Origin of the sequence: Enterococcus raffinosus (genome assembly GCF_018917525.1) — a bacterium.
Lineage (GTDB): Bacteria > Bacillota > Bacilli > Lactobacillales > Enterococcaceae > Enterococcus_A > Enterococcus_A raffinosus_A.
Genome location: NZ_JAHLOS010000059.1, coordinates 1 through 20087 on the forward strand (window position 1 = coordinate 1; position 20087 = coordinate 20087).

Sequence of the window (20087 nt, forward strand, 5' to 3'; positions counted from 1 at the left end):
CGCCAGCGTTCGTCCTGAGCCAGGATCAAACTCTCATAAAAAGTGTTTGAAACAGTCTTGCGACTGTTAAGCTCAATTGTAATAATTGACTTGCTAGCATATTGCTTGCTATGTTGTTTGCTTCTATATAATAGAAGCGCCCTACACATTTGGTTTGTTTTATTCGTTCAGTTTTCAAAGGTCTACATTGTTTGTCGCTTTGTTTCAGCAACTTTTATATCATATCAGGTTTTTATTTAAAAGTCAACAACTTTTATTTAAAAACTTTTTGATAAAAAAACAAGTTTGCTTCGCGTTTCGTTCAAGCGACTTTATAAAAATACCACAAGATTATTCATCCGTCAACAATTATTTTTAATTTTTTTCAAGATGTTTTGTTCTCGTGGGAACATTTAATAATATAGCAATCTTCAAGCAGTAATGCAACTATTTTTTGTAGTTTTTTTCAATCTTTTTTATTTTTCGAACGTTCATTTAAAACTCTAAAATAACGTTCGATTTTAAAACAAAAATAACGCTATCTTAATCAAAAACCTTTTTTAACTTTCGCATAAAAAAACAGCCGAGTTCTACTCAGCTGTTTCTTCTTCTACCATTGGGATAAAAATTCTAAAGATAGTTCCCTTGCCGACAGAACTTTCGACACTGATACTTCCCTTATAACTCTCTAAAAGCTTATGAGCGATCGATAACCCAAGTCCATTTCCGCCTTTAGTTCGAGCACGAGCTTTGTCGACACGATAAAAACGATTAAAGACTTTATCAATGTCTTCGTCTGGTATCCCCTCACCAAAGTCCTGAATCGCGATCTCAAACTTATTCAAGGTTGATGACACTGATATATGCACTTCTTTACGGTCAGTCGAATACTTCACCGCATTATCTAAAACAATAATCAGGATCTGTTCCAAATGATTACGGTAGATTTTCAGAATTTTTTCGCTATCTAAATCGTCATCAAGAGTGAAAGTAAACTCAGGGTAAAGCAATTTGAAGTTGTTAAACACTTGATTTGTAACGTCTTTCGCTTTAGAAGTCTCATTTCCGTAATACACATCTACTTGTTCTGCCCGAGACAAATCAAGCATTTCTTGTACTAGGCTCTTCATCCGAACAAGTTCCTGTAAACTGGCTTGAATCGACTCATCCAAAATCTCTGGATCGTCTTTCCCCCAACGGTTCAACATGTTCAGATGCCCCTCGATTACCGCAACAGGGGTTCTCAACTCGTGAGAAACATCTTCCACAAATTGCTCCTGTTGTTCGATATACATTCGAATACGGTCAATTACATCGTTAAAGATGACGGCCAAATCAGACAGCTCGTCATTGGTAGTAATCTCAGGTACATGAACTTCGGCCTGTGGGTCTTGCCTGATGATTTCCATTGTATCTCGCAAGATTTTTACAGGTTTCAGGAAGTATGAAGACAATAAGAAGCCTAAGAAGCTGCTCAGAAGCAGCGAAACTATCTCTAACACGATCAATGTCAGTAAGAGCTTACTGCGCATCTCGTAGAAATCAGATAACTCATAAAAGACCTGTGCATACCCGATCTTCTCGCGTGTTTTCTTCGAATAAATCGGTTCTACTGACAAAAAGCCGTTTTTCTCATCCACCGTTACGATTGTCGGCTCTTTGTGCTTTGTCTGAACTAAGGGCTGATAATTCTTTTGAGTTTTGAAAATTAGCTTTTTATCTAAATTATAAATATCTAACGACAATTGACGCTGTCCTAATTCTGAGATAAATTCATCAATCCGCATCATATTGCCCTCTAAGGTCATGTTTTGATCATACATGGCATTATCGCGTGTGTCCGATTCGGTTAGCGTTCGATAGGTATTTACCAACGTTAACTCCTCATCTGCATTCGCTAAACGGGAGGTGACTTCAGAGATTGTGCGTTCAACGTTGTTTCTTTCTTTCGTTACGATCAGATTAACTGAACTCTTATAGGTGATCACAGCGAATATCGTAAATACCACGAATATAAAGAAAGAACTTGTAAAGGCCCACTTGATGGTGAGTGAGGGCCCTTTCAGTTCTCGTTGTTTCTTGATAAATTTTCTCATGAGCGCATAACGTACCCAGTACCGCGGACAGTTTGGATATAGCTGTCTTCTCCTGGTACATCAATCTTATTACGCAGATAACGAATATACACATCCACTACGTTGATTTCTACTTCTGTTTCGTAGCCCCAAACCTTATTAAGTAAAACATCACGCGCAAGTACAACGTTGACATTTTCCATAAGCGTCAATAGTAATTCGTATTCACGTTTAGTTAACTCAATGATTTCATTTCCGCGACGCACGACACGGTTTTCTTTTTCGATCGTTAGGTCACGATAAGTAATCGTCGTTTGTTTAGCAACATTCTTATCGCCTTCAATATCGATTCGACGAAGCAACGCACGTAAACGCGCTAGCAATTCTTCAATCGCAAATGGTTTGACGATATAGTCATCGGCACCATGATCTAAACCAGAAACACGGTCGATCACAGAGTCACGGGCTGTCATCATGATGATCGGTGTATTTTTCACCTGACGAACACGGCGGCAAACTTCAAGACCGTTCAATTCAGGCAGCATCAAGTCAAGTAAAATCGCATCCCATTCACTTTCCAAAGCGGCTTCAAGTCCTGTTCTACCATTATAATGAACTTCTGTATCATAGCCTTCGTGTTTCAATTCTAGTTCGACAAAACGAGCTAGATTTTTCTCATCTTCAATGATCAGAATATTACTCATTTTTTTAGTTCCTTTCCAAGTTGAATTTCATTAAACCTTTATCATTATAGGGCTAAAACTTTCAAAAAGCTATAGTTAGTTCGCGTAAAAGTTATAAATAACTTCTGCTATTCTTCGTGGTACCAGCTATAGTGATAAATTCCTTCCTTATCAAGTCGTTCATAGGTATGTGCCCCAAAATAATCGCGTTGAGCTTGGATCAAGTTTGCTGGTAAACGTTCAGCACGGTAAGAATCGTAATAAGTAATCGCAGATGAGAATGTTGGTACAGGAACACCTGCTTGTACAGCAATTGCAACAACTTCGCGAACGGCTTGTTGATACTTGTCAGTGATCTCCTTGAAGTAGTCATCTAACATCAAGTTTGCTAAATCGGCATCCTTATCGTAGGCATCCGTGATCTTTTGTAGGAAACGAGCACGAATGATACATCCAGCGCGCCAGATTTTCGCGATGTCACCAAATGGTAGATCCCAACCAAATTCTTTGGAAGCGGCACGTAACTCAGAGAACCCTTGTGCATAGCTCATGATTTTGCTGAAGTACAATGCTTCACGGATTTTTTCAATCAATTCTTGTTTGTCGCCTTCATATTTATAAGGTGCTGGTCCTGATAAAACTTTGCTGGCAGCCACACGTTCTTCTTTATAAGCAGAAATGAAACGTGCAAAGACAGATTCAGTAATTAGTGGAAGTGGCACACCTAAGTCCAATGCACTTTGAGAAGTCCATTTTCCTGTTCCTTTATTACCGGCTGCATCTTTAATTACATCAACGATCGCCTTATCCGTACCTTCGTCATCTTTGCGAGTCAAAATGTCCGCTGTGATTTCGATTAAATAGCTGTCTAATTCGCCTTTATTCCATTCTGAGAAGACGTCGGCCATTTCATCCACAGACAAACCAAGTAGGTTTTGCATCAAATCGTATGATTCAGCGATTAATTGCATATCCCCATATTCGATCCCGTTGTGAACCATCTTCACATAGTGACCTGCGCCATTTGCGCCGATGTAAGTGACACAAGGCTCGCCGTCTTCGGCTTTTGCAGCGATTTGTTCGAAGATTGGAGCGACTAAGTCATAGGCTTCTTTTTGTCCGCCTGGCATCATTGAAGGGCCTTCTAATGCGCCTTTTTCACCACCAGAAACACCAGTACCAATGAAGTTGATACCTGAGTTTGCTAATTCTTCGTTACGACGAATCGTGTCTTTGAAGAAGGTGTTTCCTCCATCGATCAGAATATCGCCTTTATCTAAATGTGGTAATAGTGATTGGATTGTTGCGTCAGTCGCTGGACCTGCTTGAACCATCAGCAAGATACGACGCGGGGTTTCGATTGAAGCAACGAAGTCCTCGATTGAAAATGTCGCTTTTAAGTTGCGATCAGGATGTTCTTCTACTACCGCTTCGGTTTTTGATCCAGTACGATTATACAAAGCCACTGAGTACCCGCGACTTTCGATATTCAATGCTAGATTTTTCCCCATTACGGCCATACCTACGACGCCGAATTGTTGTTTTGACATAATTATCCTCCTAGTTCGAATTGATGTGCAGATTTTTCTATAGGAAAAATAAGGTGGCTTCTCACCACATGCAATCTTCTACTGATTATGTATTTACACCAAGTAGAGTTAGCATCCTATAATACTCAATACGATTCTCATTATATCCTAAGAAAGTGAGAATGGAAAATGAATAGTGTTTTTAATCTAAAAAGCCTTGATAAAACCTGCCAATCCTTATAAAAACGATAGATTTTTCACAAATATGACAAATTTTTATCTCCTTTAAATCCAAGAAAAAAACCTCAAGACTCCATGGTTAGTCTTGAGGTTTTGACTTTCTCTATTAAAAAGTGCTTATGCTTCTTTAGACATAACATCTTTTCCATCATAGTAGCCGCAGTTGGCACATACGTGATGGCTCTTCTTCATTTCGCCACAGTTAGGACATTCGTTCAATCCTTTAATGGTCAATTTGTAGTGAGTACGACGTTTGTTCTTTTTAGCTTTTGATGTTTTTCTAGCTGGTACTGCCATTGGGTGTTACACCTCCTTATAAAATGAAGTATCATTTACTGATACATTTTATTCCAATCTTACTTGTCATCTTCTGATTCGTTGAATAACTCAGATAATTTCGCAAGACGAGGATCAATTGTTTCAGCCGATTCCTCTTTTTTCTGTAAATACTCTTCTTCGCTGACGACTTCCCAATCATTGCCTTTTGGCATGTCAGAAGATTTCAGCTCATCTTCAGTAAAAACCTGCAGCGGAATCGCTAATAAAATATTATCTTCAACAGAATCGGTCAAGTCGATCGTATCATTGTCTAAGACAAGGATTTCTTCGTCTCGCTCTTCTTCCATAGAAGACCATTGCTCCCGTGTCATGAATACTTCGTCCACTGAAAGATCAAGTGGCAGATCAACTGGTTCTAAGGAGCGGGCTGAAGGAACAGTTACAATAGTTTTCAACCGATAATGTAAAATATATTCATTTTTTCCGACAGACAAGATTCCTTCCACAGTAACCGGAGTCACTGCTAAGACTTCATTATCACGGGCTGTCAATGCGTAATTCACATCGATCGTTTCTGAAAAATTTAGTGCTTCTTCTTTGTAGCGGCGCAATTCGCCAATCGACCATTTCATCATTCATCACCCCTAAGCAACAATCGATATTATACAGGTGGAAAAAACCTTTGTCAATGAAATTTTCTTGACACCTCGAAAGGCTGTACGAACTCGGTCAGATTTTGAGCAATAAGACTAAAATCATTCTAAATCGGTTCTCAGATTTCGAATGATTTTCGCTTAATGCCGAAAAAGCTAGCCAAGATACGTCCATCGCCAAAAAAATACTCACGTCTGATCCCCTGTATCTTTCATAGAAAAGGACTGTGGCATGAATGCCGCAGTCCCGATATTTCTTGTTGGAACAACTATCTAGTGTTTAGATCGCTGTTGTTTGTCCACGGTACACAATTCCACGACGAGGGTCAACAGTGACTAATTCTCCATCAACAACGGTTGAAGTGGCACCATTCGCGCCAACGACTACTGGGATATCTTGAGCGATACCGACAACAGCAGCATGTGAAGTCAATCCGCCATCTTCAACGATTAAAGCAGAAGCTTTTTCGATTGCAGGCATATAGTCTTTGTCTGTTGTAGGAACAACTAGAACCATACCGTCTTTGGCTTTTTTGATTGCTTCTTCAGCGTTTTTAGCAACAACTGCATGAGCAACGACTGTTGATTCACCGATACCTTGAGCTTGTAATAATTTAGAACCGATCATTTGAACTTTCATTACGTTCGTTGTTCCACGTTCACCAACTGGCACACCAGCAGTAATCAAGATCAAGTCGCCTTCTTTAGCAAAACCTAAGTCAACAGCTTTTTGAGCAGCTAAGTCGAACATATCGTCTGTTGTTGTTGGTTTTTCAGCAACTGTTGGGTATACGCCCCAGTTAACCATCAAGCTGCGTTTTGTATGTTCGTCAAAAGTTACTGCCAAGATGTCAGCATCTGGACGGTATTTTGAGATCATACGTGCAGTGTGACCTGATTCAGTCGCAGCAACGATTGTTTTAACACCTAAGTTTTTCGCAGCGCGAGCTACTGAAAGACCGATTGTTTCTGTTACGTTTGATTTGTCGAATTCGTTGATTTGGAAAGAACCTAATTCTGACAATGCAGATTCAGCTTCCATATCGATACGAGCCATTGTGCCAACAGCTTCAACTGGGTATTTACCATTTGCAGATTCACCAGAAAGCATTGTAGCATCCGTTCCGTCAAATACAGCGTTGGCAACGTCAGATGCTTCCGCGCGTGTTGGACGTGGGTTTTCTTGCATTGATTCTAACATTTGAGTCGCTGTGATAACTGGTTTACCAGCGTAGTTACATTTTTTGATGATACGTTTTTGAACCATAGGTACTAATTCAGGAGCGATTTCAACACCCATGTCTCCACGAGCGATCATGATACCATCAGAAACTTTGATGATTTCGTCGATGTTATCGATCCCTTCTTGTGATTCAATTTTAGGGAAGATATGCACGTGTGTCATATTTTTTTCTTCAAGGATTTCACGAATATCAAGAACGTCTTGTGCTTTACGTACAAAACTTGCAGCGATGAAGTTAATGTCGTTATCTAGACCGAAACGGATATCGTCTGCATCTTTTTCTGTGATACCAGGTAAGTTGATTGAAATACCAGGAGCATTTACACCTTTACGAGAACCTAGCATACCAGCGTTTTTAACTAACATGATCAATTCGCGGTTTGCTTCGTCTTTGTCAATGATTTCCATGTCGATCAAGCCATCATCGAATAAGATATGTCCGCCGATGTGTGCATCGTCGAATAAACCTGGGTAAGTAACAGCGATTTTTTCTTTCGTCCCTTTATGTTCTGGGTCCATTGAGATACGTGTTTTGTCGCCTACGTTAAATTCAATATAGCCAGCGCGGCCATAATCTGCATCAGTTGTATCTTGAACAGTTGTACGGATTTCAGCACCTTTAGTATCTAAAAGAATACCAACATCTTTACCAGTTTTTTCAACTGCTTCACGAACCATGTTCATGCGTGCAAGTTGTTCTTCGTGGTCTCCGTGTGAGAAGTTGAAACGGAACACGTTAGCACCAGCTTCAATTAATTCTGAGATTGTTTCAACTGTGTTACTTGCTGGTCCTAATGTACTAACGATCTTCGTTTTTTTCATTACGTAATACGCTCCATTCTTGTTTCTTGATTGTTTATAATATATAGCTCTACACTATTATTAACGAGATTAAAATGAGATTTCGTGATTTAAATTGTATAGTGACAAGTCAGGTTTATGCTTGTTGTTTTCCAACGTTTCTACGATATCAGAAGCGATCACTTCGTTGTTTTCGATACCGATACATAATCCGCCTTTACCTTCTAACAATAAATCAACGGCATATGAGCCAAATTTGCTGGCTAATACACGGTCGCGGGCACTTGGTGAACCACCACGAACCACGTGACCCAACACACTCACGCGTGTATGGAAGTCGCCGTATTCAGCTAATTTTTCCGCGAATTCATTTCCGCCCATGACACCTTCAGCCAAAATGATCAAGCAATGTTTCTTACCGCGGTCACGGCCTGCTTGAATTTTCTTAGCGATACGTTCCATATCAAAATCATGTTCAGGAATAACGATTTCGTCTGCACCACCGGCAACACCAGACCATAAAGCGATATCGCCTGCGTTACGTCCCATTACTTCGATGACGAAAGTACGTACGTGTGAAGTCGCTGTATCACGAATGCGGTCAACAGATTCCAAGACAGTGTTGATGGCTGTATCAAAACCAACAGTAAAGTCTGTTCCTGGGATATCATTATCGATTGTTCCAGGGATACCAACGGCAGGGTAGCCATGTTTGGTCAAAGCTAGCGCACCATGATAAGAACCGTCACCACCGATAACAACTAAGCCTTCAATACCGAATTTTTTCAATTGTTCGATCCCTTTTAATTGCCCTTCTTCAGTAGCAAATTCTGGGTAACGAGCTGAATATAAGAAAGTTCCGCCTCGTTGGATCTTGTCACCGACGTCAGCAACATCTAAACGACGAATATCACCAGCGACTAGACCGGCAAAACCATAATTGATGCCATAAACTTCCATGCCTTCAAAAATCGCTTTACGAACGACCGCACGAACGGCAGCGTTCATTCCGGGAGCGTCTCCTCCACTTGTTAAAATTCCAATGCGTTTCATTTTCTCACCTCATAAGTATTCTCAAAAAAACATACATCGTTTAATTCATGGTACATTCTACCAAAAAACATCCCAAAAGTCTTGGGATGTCCACGGGAAAAAAGCGGTATTTTGCAAAAAGTTTTTGAAAGTTACAAGAAATCATCTTATTACGACGTTTTGTTCCCCTAATATGTCACTTAAAGCATTTAACAGGGTGTCATTAATCCCCACCCAAAACTTTTTATCCAGCACAATCTTCCGTCGATTTTTTTCATAGAAGATTACAACCGGAACTTTTCCAGGTGATAATTGAAGTCTTTCGGCAATTCCTTGCTGAATTTCTGGAGAATCTTTTGCTTCCTGCACACGCAAATACAAAGTTTTATCACTGATGTCCTCTTCTGCTACTTGCGCAAGAATCATTTCTTCCACTAATAATTGGAGCGCCTGATCATATTTACTGCGCTCGACTTTGCCTTGAACGAGATAGACTTTTTCTAACTCGAGCTCTTTGCGTAAGCGTCGATAGATTTGCGGGAAAACAGTTAAAGATATTTCGCCGCTTTGATCATTGCCTGTCAAAAAAGCCATCTGCTCGCCCTTCTTGGTACGAATCTCACGCAGCTCTTTTAAATAGAAGAGAATTTTCCCATGACTGCCGACAGAAAGCTCCGTGATGGGTTGTAAATCCTTTTGTTTCAACAGTTTAGGATAGTTTTCAGTTGGATGACCAGAAACATAAAGGCCAAGATATTGTTCTTCATAATTCAACCGCTCAGCCAATGAAAAATCCTCAGATGGTCGTTCCTTCAAGCTCATCATATCTAGCAAGGACATACTGCCGCCGCTGTATTGAACATTTTGGATTTTCCCCTCCAACCCATCGGCTAACTGACGACGGTTCGGATGCAGTTCATCAAAAGCACCAATAAAAATCAGCGGTGCGATATACTCATTTTTCAGCCAGCGGGTTTCGATTCGTAATAAGAATTGATCCAAGGACTTGAACGGTCCTTCCTCCTTGCGGGTGGTCAAAATATCACTGACAAAATCACGACGCATGCCCTTAATGGCATCCAATCCAAAACGGATCAGGTCCTTCTCAACTAATGTGAAGCTATAGCTGCTGCGATTGATATCCGGTGCTAATAATTTCACACCTGCTCGATTGGCTTCGGCAATATACTCCCGCAATTTCTTCGGATCATTCCTTACTGATTGCATCAATGCAGTGTAAAATGCTCCGGGATAATGGACCTTCATATAGGCCATTTGATAACCAACAAAGCTGTAAGCTACCGAGTGGGATCGGTTAAACCCATAATTGGCAAAGCGCTCGATGTAGTCATACACCTCTTCGGCGCTCTTCTGACTGTGTCCGCGACCGACAGCTCCACCGACAAAATGTCTTCTTTCTTCATCTAATAACTCTTTTTTCTTTTTGCTGACAGCACGACGCAGAATATCCGCCTCACCTAAACTAAAGCCAGCCATCTGGGCAGCCACCTGCATGATCTGCTCCTGATACACAATAAACCCGTATGTCGGTGACAAGATTTCCTTCACTGAAGCGTCAGGGAAACTTACTTGCTCCCTGCCATTTTTTCGAGCAATAAACTGATCAATAATTTGCATCGGACCTGGGCGATACAAGGCATTCACCGCTACGATATCTTCAAAGGATGTAGGGTGAAGATTTCTTAGAACTTTACGAATTCCTGCTGATTCAAATTGGAAAACGCCACTAGTCTCACCTCGCTGGAACAACGCAAGCGTTTCTGGATCATCTAAGGGGACATTTTTCAAATCCAGCTCTTCATGATACACGCGGCGGATATTTTGCTGGGCATTGTCAATGATGGAAAGATTCCGCAGTCCTAGGAAATCCATCTTCAGCAGTCCGATAGCTTCCACGTCAGACATCGTAAACTGGGTCAATAAAATATCCTCAGAACCATTTTGCAGCGGCACGACATTAATCAAGTTCACATCGCTGATCACTACTCCGCCGGCATGAGTAGAGACATGCCGTGGCAAGCCTTCTAAAGTCAATGCTGTTTGAAACAGTAATTTACTTCGTTCATCATGGGCGACTAATCGCTTTAATGGCTCAGATTTGTTATAAGCCTCCCGCAAAGTAATTTTTAACTGATTTGGTATAGCCTTTGACCAGCGATTGGCTTCACTTTGCGACAAGCCAAACACTCGTCCAACGTCTCGCAACACCATTTTCGCAGCCATCGTTCCAAATGTCGCGATCTGGGAAACATGAAAATGTCCATATTTTTCATGAACATAATGTAGGACTTGGTTCCGACGATTGTCAGGAATGTCCAAATCGATATCGGGCATGCTGTTTCGTTCAGGATTTAAGAAACGCTCAAACAAAAGATTGTATTTGATCGGATCAACATCCGTGATACTCAATACATAAGCCACAAGCGAACCTGCCGCTGAACCACGTCCGGCGCCAGAGACAATCTTGCTGCGATGCACATAATCCATCACATCCCAGACGATCAGGAAATAATCATCAAAGCCCATGTTATGGATGATTCCCAATTCACGCGTCAGCCGTTGGCGGTATTCCTCTGTCACATCACTAATGCGCTCTGGCAGCTTTTGCCAGCAAAGCTCCTGCAAATAAGCATCCGCTGTCTGTTGGTTCGGTACTGGATAATGTGGCAGCAATTTCTGATGCAAAGGCAAGTCAAATTGACAAAGCTCTGCCAAATGCTGTGCATTGGCTAATGCCTGTTCATCTTCAAAGCCAGCAATCAATTGCGACATCTCTATTAAATAGTTATCACCTAATTGATTCGTTAATTCTTCCCGAGGAAGCTGAGTCCCGTTTTGAATGTGCCCCATAATTTTTATCGCAAAAGCCTGTTCCGATTCCAAACAAGCCACTTCATGAATCGCTATTTTCGGCCAGTTTTCTGACAATTCGGAGGTCTTTGTTTTTGATGAGATTCCTAGATAGAATTCTCCGTTGATAAGGTCAGCGATCTGTGAGAAGACTGCTTCACTTGGATCATATAAGTTGTCTACTGGTAAGACACTGATTAGATTTTTCGCATCAATTTTATAATCTGCTAAGGTCAGCGGTTTTTCTGTCATCATCCGTGTGCTGGATAGACGCATTAATTCCTGATAACCAGCGACATTTTTCCCATAGAACACAATTCTTTCAATCGACTCGCCAAATGAGAAATCCAATTCCAGACCGATAATCCCGCTCATTTGATGTTTTTTACAGGCTTTGAAAAACTCGACCGCGCCATATAAAACATTCTCATCCGTAATCGCGATCGCAGAATACCCGCGTTCCTTGGCTGCTGAGACATATTCTTCTATCGTTAACGTACTTTTCAATAATGAATAGGAAGTTTTCGTATAAAGTTGTGGTATTTGCATGATTTCCTCCTATTAACGTAATATTTTTATCGATGAATCAACTAACAAGTATAGCACGAAATTTTTGACGCTAAAACTCAACAAAAATTACCGGTTTTCTATTTAGATTTTCCGCTTATTTTCATAGGTCTTTTCTTTACATTTTCAAAAAAAATGCTAAACTGAACCTAGATATATTTGCGAAAAGAGGTGCTCTTGATGAAATATCTAGTTACATTATTTTGGGCTTTCGCAATTGGACAAGCCGTTTGTTATCTAGGCGGTGCCTTGCAAAGTGCTTCTTATAACTTTGAATTATCTACGATTATTTCTCTAATTGTTGGAGTTATCGCACTTGTTGCTGCGTGTTTTGTTTCACCAAAAAAAGCCAAAGCATAAACAAAACCAGTTACTATATTGTAACTGGTTTTTTGTTTTTTTCCTAGTTGGAAACTATTGAAGATTAATTATCTAATTTCCACCTTAAATGATAGTTTTGAAAAATTGCATACGATTTTTTCTTACTTCAATTTCCTCTTATATTACTCTATCAAAATGTTTTAATGCCAAGTATTCCACCGCATATCTGAACAGCACAATGTAAAGCGCGATGGTTACAAAATTCTCGAACGACAAGCTTGGTAAATATTGTTTTGGCACAAAAATGTTTAACGAATACAATAGTGTGACGCCTAATGAGATGGCACTATAATACTTTAAAATCACGGTGTTAGCCTTATTTTTAACAAGTTTCCATCTTTCATCATTCTTATATTCTCTTGTCTTTGATTTATTGAAGTTCTCACTCAAAATTATAAACACGATCATGCTTAATGTATAAATTATTGTGATTATTCTTCCCAATACCCCTAATACCATAAATTAATCCTCTTCCTTTTTAAAAACCTCATTAATATCTACTCCAAATGCCCTGGCGATATCAAATGCTAATTCCAATGACGGCGTATACTTGTACTTCTCAATCGAAATGACCGCTTGCCTTGAGATACCAGCCTTTTCTGCTAAATCTGCCTGCGTCCAATCTCGTTCTGCTCGTAAAACCTTAATTCGATTCTTTATCAAAGTATCTACCTCGATTCTTTATGTAACCACCTCGTTACATATATAGTAATGGGGTAGTTACATTTTGTCAATAAGCTAAAACAAAAAATCCTTTTCACTACTTTTAGACAGTGTATCCAAAAGAAGTGAAAAGGATTTAGCTGTAGATAAAACGAAATTTCAGAACTAAGTATCTCTCATACGATCATAAAAGCTATTCGTTTTCGCGATTATATTTTTCTGAAGAATCAAACTGCATTTTCCCACCGAATTTCTCCAACCGCTGATCTCGAATCTTATGAACAAGCGCTACTATTTCAGCATCACCGGAATGATAGGCTCGATGCACTTCGGCAGAAACAGTCAATAGATTCTGCTCATAGTCGGTGCCGTTTTGTGAGACATAAATTAAATGATGAATTGCCAAGTCGCCATTACTGGCAGGAATACGTATCCCATGCCGATTGTATTGAGCAAGATCTGCCCCGCTGATTTGACAGAAGAACTGATCACGGCAGGCAATTCGATAAGGCAGACTCGCCATAGTCCGTTTCGTGAAAGTGGCTTTCGAATAATTGCGAGAACAGCTATCCTTGCAAAATGACCGACGCCCCTTCGGCAAACGTTGACCACACCATTTACAACTTGCAGCACTTTCTCGTAAGTCGCATTGATTGAACCCCAAAGCCTCACCAAACTGCCGTTCATATTCTGCTAAGCTCAGCCAGCTGCGTTGATATCCAAAGTCCTTTTGACGTAATTGACTTCCTTTACCCATATAGTGATGCTTTTCCGGTAAGGCCTGAACAAGTCCAGCCAAAGCTGCTTTTTCCTGATTCGTTGCCTGTTTTCCATTAGCAAGCTTATGCAGCTCCTGACCATCGAATGTATAAATTCCGCAGCAGCGAAAGCAAATACATAATGCTTCCTGTGAACCATCCTTCAGTAAAATTTCTAATTTTCGTTGACAGGTCGGACAATTGGCGCCCACCATTTTGATACGTTTGTAAGACATAATAACTCCTTTTACACTTGATTTCTTTCACACTGGTTAGCGTAAAATAAACGATCCTATAACAATTAACTAGCGAACAATGCCTGAATGAAGACTTTCATAATACCTTAAGTATATCACCAAAAAATCTTACGCATTCACTAAATATCCTCACTAGATCAAACTATCTCGTTCAACTAAAAAGGAAAAGTAGTCGGTCTTCCATCCTTTCAGCCGCAAAAAAAGACTGTCTCAAACTGACAGCCTTTCAAGCAGAACGATTTTGATTCCCCTCATTTTAACTGCTTTTTCTACGAATTGAGGTGGCATGGTATTTTTTGATACTATCCGTATCCTCCAAAATAATTACCTTTTCCTTAATTGGATTCACAGGACCAGTTTGGATTTCATTGACAAGATCAGTATAACTTGCATTTGAAATAGTTACCGAAGCATGAAAATCACTGTGTTCCTCTGCTACAATCCGAACAGCTCTGCGGCTGATTTCATCTTTTTTCTTGGTCCAATAATACCCGCATAAAATCGAATGAATCTCCTTGGCCTCATAGCAGAGCTGATTTTCTTCCTCTAAAAGACGAACCACATTGATATAAACGGCCTTTTCAGCTGTCAAAAAAATAAACTTCGCATCACTAGGACCAAACAGTTCCCACAGTCTTAAAGTAGTCGGACTTTTGACAGGCGTTGCTGCCCAGATATTAATGCTCTTTTCATGACCAGCCCAAAAAATCGGATCCTTCCCATCAAACAAACCAGCAATCCTCGCGACAAGCATTTCCATTAAAAACTTATCCTTTTCATACGTTTGGTCTTCGCCTTCACGGTAATAACACTTCTTCAGTTCTCGCAAAATAGTTTCTTCATTCAACATGGGTACCCCTCCCTGTTTCCCTAACACCCTTATACATTCGTACGGTTTTCATTAGCTTGGCTTTCTTCAATTAAATTATGCCTCAATTTTACTATTCATACAGTCCAAAATATATATAATTTTTAACTCAAATAAAGTATAAAAGTAATAGATAGCGTCTTATCAGTAAACAATTCTTCTTAATCAAACAAAATAGTCAATTTCCAATTTTAAGATTTTCTTAGTAAATAATCGCGACTTCCTAAGAAAAGCGGGATTACCTAAACTGATAATCCCGCTTACTATCCTATTCATTCCACTAAACTAAATCTTTGTCTTGGTCACTAACAGTTTACGGAAATTAAAAACACTTAAAATAATGTTTCCAAAAACGCAAGCACTAGTGACTAAGAATACTGCTGGATAGCCCATCGCATGAGCTACGGTTGAACCTAGCATCGGCCCAATAACCTGACCAAAATTGTTAAACATTTGATTATAGCTGAAAATCCGACTGACTCCTTCCGGCGGGCTGATCTTGCTGATAAGAGTATTGATCGAAGGCATCAACGCGCCGGTTGAAAATCCCAAGAAGAAACGCAAAACACCCAGTTGGAAAGGTGTTTTAACAAAGGCCATTGGAATAAAACAAAGCAAAGACAAGACTAACCCTGCTAGTAAGACTTTGTGATTCCCGATCTTATCTCCAATTTTCCCCAATGTTGGTGAAGAAGCAATCGCCGACACCCCAGCGATTGAAACAATAAATCCACTGATAACTAAAGCATTGCTGCTGGAGCCGCTCAAATCCCGAATATACAGCGTCAAGATTGGGCTAATGCTAGTCGCTCCGACCTGCAAAATCAATGAACTGATAAATAAGCCAATCAGAATCGGCATATAATTGATTCGCTTGCGCAATTCTGTCATGCTGATGACATCTTCCTTTTCGATCGGTTGGAAATTTTCTTTCACCATAAAAACCGTCAAGAAGGTACAAATCAGTAAAATAACTCCGGTAATAATGAAGACATTCCGTAATCCAAACCATTGCGCCAACATCCCGCCGATCAAAGGACCAATTAAGTTTCCGGCTACCCCGCCGGTCGCAAGTGTCCCCAATGCCCAGCCGCTTCTTTGACGCGGCACTTGAGAAGCGATCATCGCTGTCGCGTTTGGGGCATAGCCAGATAAGACACCAGTCATAAAACGCATGATCAGCAACCAATAAACATTCGGCACAAAAGCCAGCGAACCCATCGTAATCGTCATTCCAGCTGCTGCCCGAATCATCATTAAGCGCCGCCCTTTTCGATCCGCCAGATTTCCCCAAATCGGAGAAACGATCGCCGCTGCAAAAGCCGTTACCGAGATCGCCAAGCCAGAAAACAACTCGACTTGATTTTTCGGTGTTCCCAGTTGTTCAATGTAGACTGGTAAAAAGGGCATCACCAAACTGAAACTGGCACCAGTAAAAAAACAACCGATCCATGAAATCAAAAGATTTCGCCGCCAATTGATTGCCATCTTTTTGAATCCCCTTTCTCTACATTTTCTATTCCTATACTATAGCAGAATCCCCGTAAAAAGACTTTTTTCTACCCTCAGGGACTTTGAAAATTTTCTAATATTTTCTGATTATTTAAGCGCTACGGTTGCGTTTTCTAATGGATGTGCTAGACTAAAACAAATCGAAATGATGTTTATTTCTCTCTTGTTTAAGCAAGATTGTCAAAAGAATAAATAATAAATAAAAAGTAGGAGTTTTTATGAAAAAATTGATTGCCATTGATTTAGATGGTACTACGCTAAATCAAGATTCTAAAATCACTGATAAAACAGCAAAAACTCTGCGTCGAGCGATTGAAGATGGTCACACAGTCGTGATTGCCACTGGTCGTCCTTACCGCATGAGTAAAAACTTTTATCAACAATTACAATTAACAACGCCGATGATTAATTTTAACGGCGCCCTTGTTCACCTTCCCGGAAAAGAATGGGCAGACGAGCAGGAAACTTCTGTTAATCGGAAGATCGTTTTCGATGTTATGTCGGAAAAGAAAAACCTGAAGCTAGATTTCATCGCCGCTGAAAACCGCGAGACCTTCTTTATCGATGATTTAAATTTCTTCGATCAGCATTTCTTCGCCAGTGATTTTGCGACGAATGATAATCTATTAACGGTCAACACCTTGCGAACCAATCCAACGTCTGTTTTATTACGTAGCCAGCCTGAAAATGTCGGCAGTGTTTCCGAAGAATTAAAACAGCAATTTGGACATGAAGTCGAAGTCAATACCTGGGGCGGACCAAATCCGATGTTGGAAGTCGTTGCCAAAGGCATTCAAAAAGCCCATGGTCTTAAACGGGTGATTAAAAGTCTTAACATGAAGCAAGAAGACATCCTCGCATTTGGCGATGAACACAATGATGTGGATATGCTGAAATTTGCGGGTTGGGGTGTGGCGATGGCGAATGGAACGGATCAATTAAAATCGGTTGCCAATGACATCACAGAAAAGCCTAATAGCGAAGACGGTATGGCCGATTACTTAACGAAATATCTTGATTTATAAAAACTGAGGGTGGAAATCATTTGATTTCTCCATCCTCAGCTTTTTTTATTTTTCAAATAATTCGATAGCCTTTTCTGCAAAGCGTTGTCCAAATATTTCAAACATTTCTTTGGCATCCTCATAGTGGGTTCCTACCGCATCCAGCGCTACTGGGCCATGATGGATAAAAGGCTGACCATAAGCAGAGCCGCCGGAATACACCAGCATTCCCTTAACCAATAGCATTCCCAAAATTGAAAGAATCGCGCTGTCACTACCGCCCTGTGCATAGTGGGCTGTTGCAAAACAACCGCCTAGCTTTCCAGCAAGGGAAATAGACTTGCTATCTTCTAGTAACCATTGATTGATTCGCCACGCGCTCGTTGCCATATAAGTAGGCGTCCCAAATACGACACCATCACAGGCTGACACATACGCGTCATCGATTTTTTCATCAACTGAGAACAGTCTGACCTCACCGCCGACCCTCCGCATACCTTCTGCGATAACTTCTGCCATTTCCTTCGTTTGTCCGGTTTCGCTATAGTAGATGATCGCTAATTTCATACCAATCACTCCCTTTTTCCTTGATGGTACACTGATAACAAGGAGAATTTCAATAGCAAATGGAAAAGCCTAGTCAACTTTTCTTCCGAGATCCCACCTTTATTGATCCTTTTAAACAAAAAAAGAAATTGACCTCTAATAAGCCAATTTCATTTCAGACTGAGTTTCTATTTATTTTACCACGGTATATTCATCAATCGTTTTGCCATCCTTATCCTTCAAGACGAGCCAACCATTCGTTCCGGCATAATAAAGAAAGATACCGACTTCATTCACACTCTTTAAGACAATATCCTCTGTTGTTGTATAGTTTGAGATTTTATCCGCATAATCCGCTCTCAATTTTTCGGTTAAGCGCGCACTAAATCCCACCAAACCATCTTTGTTCAAGGGCATTTCCTGTGTTAGTTTCGCACCAGCCAACAGCCGCATTTCATTGCGCTTTTGCCAAACAACTTCCCCTTTTGCATCATTGTAATCAATATAAAATGGAATCTCACTGACTTTCTTACTCCAGCGATGCTGAGCCTTCGCTGGTTTAGCTTTGATCTTTTCGTTTTCGTAGCCAAACGTAGCCAAAAGCTCAAAAAGTAGCTCTTGATAGTTTGCTACAATCGGATAGTGGTTCGCGGCAATTTTCTGCTCTTCAAATAACCCCGCTGTTTTCAGCGCGTTTTTTTGCCAGACCTCCAGCATTTGTTGAGCTAAGTCACGTCCTTCGATGTCCCACGGAACACTGATCGTCACCAGACTATCCGCTTCTTTCAGGACTTTTTTATCAATCGCTTGACCATAATCGACTGACTGCACTTCACGGCCTTTGAAATACAGTACGAGTTGATCCTTGGTCAAGTTTGGCAGCTTTTTCAAGTTGCGGTAAATCACCATCATCCCTTGTTCATCAAATTGGATGCTTGTTGTATCATGATCAATCTCCACCATTAATTTCATCATCGGATTTCCCTCAAATCTTTTTTCTTTAGCATATTAAAAAAGTTTGAATGAGTCGAATGATAGGTCTCAGAGAAAAAATCCGGCGAATATTTGGCGAAATCGACATAAACCAAGTTTAAAAAAATTTATTTAATGCTCCAGCTCATACCAACGTTGGATTTTTTGATGAGCTGGACACAATTAGTTATTCACGCTTGCGAATTCGCTCGAGTAACCGTTTTCGTTTTTTCTTAGGTTTCGCTGGTGGTGATTCCTTGTTCACTGCGGTGACGATCGACTCCTGTGGTGCCTCTTCCAAGCTTTTTCCCGTGACGATCAGCTTCGCTGGGACGGATTCGTCGTCTGCTTTGATATCCATTGGTTCAATTCCCGCTGGAAAACACGCATTGATCAACATAAAGGCTTGACTCTCATTCAGATCCCACGAATGATAGCCCCTTGGCAGTTCAATTGTTTGGATCAAGCAGTTCGGCTGAGGCCATTCTTCGGTAATGGTTAAGTCCTCCGGAATACGGATGGTTTCTTGAACTATTTTCTTGCTGTCAGGTGCCTGCACCTGTTGTATTGGTTCTTCAATTGTTTGGACAGCCGCCATTTGTTCAGTCTGAGGCTGTGCTGCGTTTTCCGCCACTTTTCCATCTTCAAAAATCATTCTTTCCGTTCTTTTGATGACTTTGGCCCGGCGGACTTCTTGAAATAATTCTACACCATTTTTTTCGAATAATTTTAGTTTCGTTAATTTTGTTAGTGACGTTTTAATCTCTTCTGCTGATTTGGTGAAATCAAAATCCTTTATGCGCAACCGATGGGACTTGCCATCGCTTTTACCAAACTCTGCAGCTAATGTATAGGTTGTTTGCATCGTTCCATTCCTTCCTAATTTCCTTTATCTGTATAGTTTCTCCATTTTCTCCGCAGGTCTTCGTCATGAACCGACTAATCCTGCCAACGGTTCTTTGATAAATTGTGTAAATAACGTTTTCAGCTTTTCTGCAACATAAGTTTTCGCTGGAAACAATTTGATTTCTAATAAACGCCATTCCTTCTTCTCAAAATATTCTGTAAAGAAGACATAATAACGGCGCAGTGCGCTATTCGATCGTGTGCGCATAAAAATGTGACGCACAAGATCGGCCAATACAAATGAGAAATCCGCTTCTGTCAATTCTTC

At 40.5% G+C, this 20087-nt stretch carries 17 protein-coding genes and 1 pseudogene; 2 read left to right on the forward strand and 16 right to left on the reverse strand.

The annotated features are described in order from the left end of the window. Window positions 1–569 precede the first annotated feature (569 nt). The 8 genes from KQI58_RS21215 to KQI58_RS21250 all read right to left on the reverse strand — a co-directional run bounded on the left by KQI58_RS21215 (window position 570) and on the right by KQI58_RS21250 (window position 11934). Window positions 570–2075: a HAMP domain-containing sensor histidine kinase gene (locus tag KQI58_RS21215; protein WP_216410938.1), complete on the reverse strand. Its 1506-nt coding sequence runs from the start codon at window positions 2073–2075 to the stop codon at window positions 570–572. Next, the gene (locus KQI58_RS21220) at window positions 2072–2758 is read right to left on the reverse strand and encodes a response regulator transcription factor (protein ID WP_216410939.1); all 687 of its coding nucleotides are present in this window, start codon (window positions 2756–2758) and stop codon (window positions 2072–2074) included. The genes KQI58_RS21215 and KQI58_RS21220 overlap by 4 nt, the downstream gene beginning before the upstream one ends. 107 nt (window positions 2759–2865) lie before the next feature. After that, a complete protein-coding gene (gndA, locus tag KQI58_RS21225) occupies window positions 2866–4287 on the reverse strand; it encodes an NADP-dependent phosphogluconate dehydrogenase (protein ID WP_216410940.1) in 1422 nt (473 codons plus the stop codon). 336 nt (window positions 4288–4623) lie between these two features. Then, a complete protein-coding gene (gene rpmF, locus KQI58_RS21230; RefSeq protein WP_010740070.1) occupies window positions 4624–4803 on the reverse strand; it encodes a 50S ribosomal protein L32 in 180 nt (59 codons plus the stop codon). A 59-nt stretch (window positions 4804–4862) separates the two neighbouring features. Further along, window positions 4863–5417: a YceD family protein gene (locus KQI58_RS21235; protein WP_216410953.1), complete on the reverse strand. Its 555-nt coding sequence runs from the start codon at window positions 5415–5417 to the stop codon at window positions 4863–4865. 301 nt (window positions 5418–5718) lie between these two features. Continuing rightward, window positions 5719–7503 (reverse strand): pyruvate kinase, encoded by a 1785-nt coding sequence (gene pyk, locus KQI58_RS21240; RefSeq protein ID WP_216410941.1) that lies wholly within the window; start codon window positions 7501–7503, stop codon window positions 5719–5721. Between the two features lie 69 nt (window positions 7504–7572). Continuing rightward, entirely contained in the window at window positions 7573–8535 is a 963-nt protein-coding gene (gene pfkA, locus KQI58_RS21245) for a 6-phosphofructokinase (RefSeq protein ID WP_216410942.1), read from the reverse strand. Between the two features lie 141 nt (window positions 8536–8676). After that, on the reverse strand, window positions 8677–11934 hold the full coding sequence (locus KQI58_RS21250; protein ID WP_216410943.1) for a DNA polymerase III subunit alpha: 3258 nt from the start codon (window positions 11932–11934) through the stop codon (window positions 8677–8679). Window positions 11935–12132: 198 nt separating this feature from the next. Between KQI58_RS21250 and KQI58_RS21255 the strand changes: the two genes are divergently transcribed. Next, entirely contained in the window at window positions 12133–12312 is a 180-nt protein-coding gene (locus tag KQI58_RS21255; RefSeq protein WP_216410944.1) for a YjzD family protein, read from the forward strand. 483 nt (window positions 12313–12795) lie between these two features. On the opposite strand, the gene KQI58_RS21260 is transcribed toward KQI58_RS21255, so the two are convergent. The 4 genes from KQI58_RS21260 to KQI58_RS21275 all read right to left on the reverse strand — a co-directional run bounded on the left by KQI58_RS21260 (window position 12796) and on the right by KQI58_RS21275 (window position 16367). Continuing rightward, window positions 12796–12996 carry a helix-turn-helix transcriptional regulator gene (locus KQI58_RS21260; protein ID WP_216410945.1) on the reverse strand — a complete coding sequence of 67 codons (201 nt, stop codon included), beginning with the start codon at window positions 12994–12996 and terminating at the stop codon, window positions 12796–12798. 193 nt (window positions 12997–13189) lie between these two features. Then, window positions 13190–13990: a hypothetical protein gene (locus KQI58_RS21265; RefSeq protein ID WP_216410946.1), complete on the reverse strand. Its 801-nt coding sequence runs from the start codon at window positions 13988–13990 to the stop codon at window positions 13190–13192. Window positions 13991–14267: 277 nt separating this feature from the next. Then, window positions 14268–14861, reverse strand: a complete 594-nt coding sequence (locus KQI58_RS21270) for a hypothetical protein (protein WP_253296073.1) — start codon at window positions 14859–14861, stop codon at window positions 14268–14270. 303 nt (window positions 14862–15164) lie between these two features. Continuing rightward, on the reverse strand, window positions 15165–16367 hold the full coding sequence (locus tag KQI58_RS21275) for a multidrug efflux MFS transporter (protein WP_216410948.1): 1203 nt from the start codon (window positions 16365–16367) through the stop codon (window positions 15165–15167). A gap of 242 nt (window positions 16368–16609) precedes the next feature. Between KQI58_RS21275 and KQI58_RS21280 the strand changes: the two genes are divergently transcribed. Beyond that, window positions 16610–17416 carry a Cof-type HAD-IIB family hydrolase gene (locus KQI58_RS21280; RefSeq protein WP_216410949.1) on the forward strand — a complete coding sequence of 269 codons (807 nt, stop codon included), beginning with the start codon at window positions 16610–16612 and terminating at the stop codon, window positions 17414–17416. Window positions 17417–17461: 45 nt separating this feature from the next. Here the strand turns inward: KQI58_RS21280 and KQI58_RS21285 are convergent, their stop codons facing one another. The 4 genes and pseudogenes from KQI58_RS21285 to KQI58_RS21300 all read right to left on the reverse strand — a co-directional run. Then, on the reverse strand, window positions 17462–17962 hold the full coding sequence (locus KQI58_RS21285) for a flavodoxin family protein (protein ID WP_216410950.1): 501 nt from the start codon (window positions 17960–17962) through the stop codon (window positions 17462–17464). A 171-nt stretch (window positions 17963–18133) separates the two neighbouring features. Then, window positions 18134–18916, reverse strand: coding sequence for a hypothetical protein (locus KQI58_RS21290; protein ID WP_216410951.1), 783 nt, complete (start codon window positions 18914–18916; stop codon window positions 18134–18136). A gap of 184 nt (window positions 18917–19100) precedes the next feature. Further along, the gene (locus tag KQI58_RS21295; protein WP_216410952.1) at window positions 19101–19778 is read right to left on the reverse strand and encodes a DUF2922 family protein; all 678 of its coding nucleotides are present in this window, start codon (window positions 19776–19778) and stop codon (window positions 19101–19103) included. 63 nt (window positions 19779–19841) lie between these two features. After that, a pseudogene (locus KQI58_RS21300) lies at window positions 19842–20087 on the reverse strand (hypothetical protein); the annotation flags it as partial.

Excerpts from the sequence above, each read along its gene's own strand:
- KQI58_RS21215 (WP_216410938.1), bottom strand. The coding sequence starts at position 2,075 with ATGAGAAAATTTATCAAGAAACAACGAGAACTGAAAGGGCCCTCACTC.
- KQI58_RS21220 (WP_216410939.1), bottom strand. The coding sequence starts at position 2,758 with ATGAGTAATATTCTGATCATTGAAGATGAGAAAAATCTAGCTCGTTTT.
- gndA (WP_216410940.1), bottom strand. The coding sequence starts at position 4,287 with ATGTCAAAACAACAATTCGGCGTCGTAGGTATGGCCGTAATGGGGAAA.
- rpmF (WP_010740070.1), bottom strand. The coding sequence starts at position 4,803 with ATGGCAGTACCAGCTAGAAAAACATCAAAAGCTAAAAAGAACAAACGT.
- KQI58_RS21235 (WP_216410953.1), bottom strand. The coding sequence starts at position 5,417 with ATGAAATGGTCGATTGGCGAATTGCGCCGCTACAAAGAAGAAGCACTA.
- pyk (WP_216410941.1), bottom strand. The coding sequence starts at position 7,503 with ATGAAAAAAACGAAGATCGTTAGTACATTAGGACCAGCAAGTAACACA.
- pfkA (WP_216410942.1), bottom strand. The coding sequence starts at position 8,535 with ATGAAACGCATTGGAATTTTAACAAGTGGAGGAGACGCTCCCGGAATG.
- KQI58_RS21250 (WP_216410943.1), bottom strand. The coding sequence starts at position 11,934 with ATGCAAATACCACAACTTTATACGAAAACTTCCTATTCATTATTGAAA.
- KQI58_RS21255 (WP_216410944.1), top strand. The coding sequence starts at position 12,133 with ATGAAATATCTAGTTACATTATTTTGGGCTTTCGCAATTGGACAAGCC.
- KQI58_RS21265 (WP_216410946.1), bottom strand. The coding sequence starts at position 13,990 with ATGTCTTACAAACGTATCAAAATGGTGGGCGCCAATTGTCCGACCTGT.
- KQI58_RS21270 (WP_253296073.1), bottom strand. The coding sequence starts at position 14,861 with ATGTTGAATGAAGAAACTATTTTGCGAGAACTGAAGAAGTGTTATTAC.
- KQI58_RS21275 (WP_216410948.1), bottom strand. The coding sequence starts at position 16,367 with ATGGCAATCAATTGGCGGCGAAATCTTTTGATTTCATGGATCGGTTGT.
- KQI58_RS21280 (WP_216410949.1), top strand. The coding sequence starts at position 16,610 with ATGAAAAAATTGATTGCCATTGATTTAGATGGTACTACGCTAAATCAA.
- KQI58_RS21285 (WP_216410950.1), bottom strand. The coding sequence starts at position 17,962 with ATGAAATTAGCGATCATCTACTATAGCGAAACCGGACAAACGAAGGAA.
- KQI58_RS21290 (WP_216410951.1), bottom strand. The coding sequence starts at position 18,916 with ATGATGAAATTAATGGTGGAGATTGATCATGATACAACAAGCATCCAA.
- KQI58_RS21295 (WP_216410952.1), bottom strand. The coding sequence starts at position 19,778 with ATGCAAACAACCTATACATTAGCTGCAGAGTTTGGTAAAAGCGATGGC.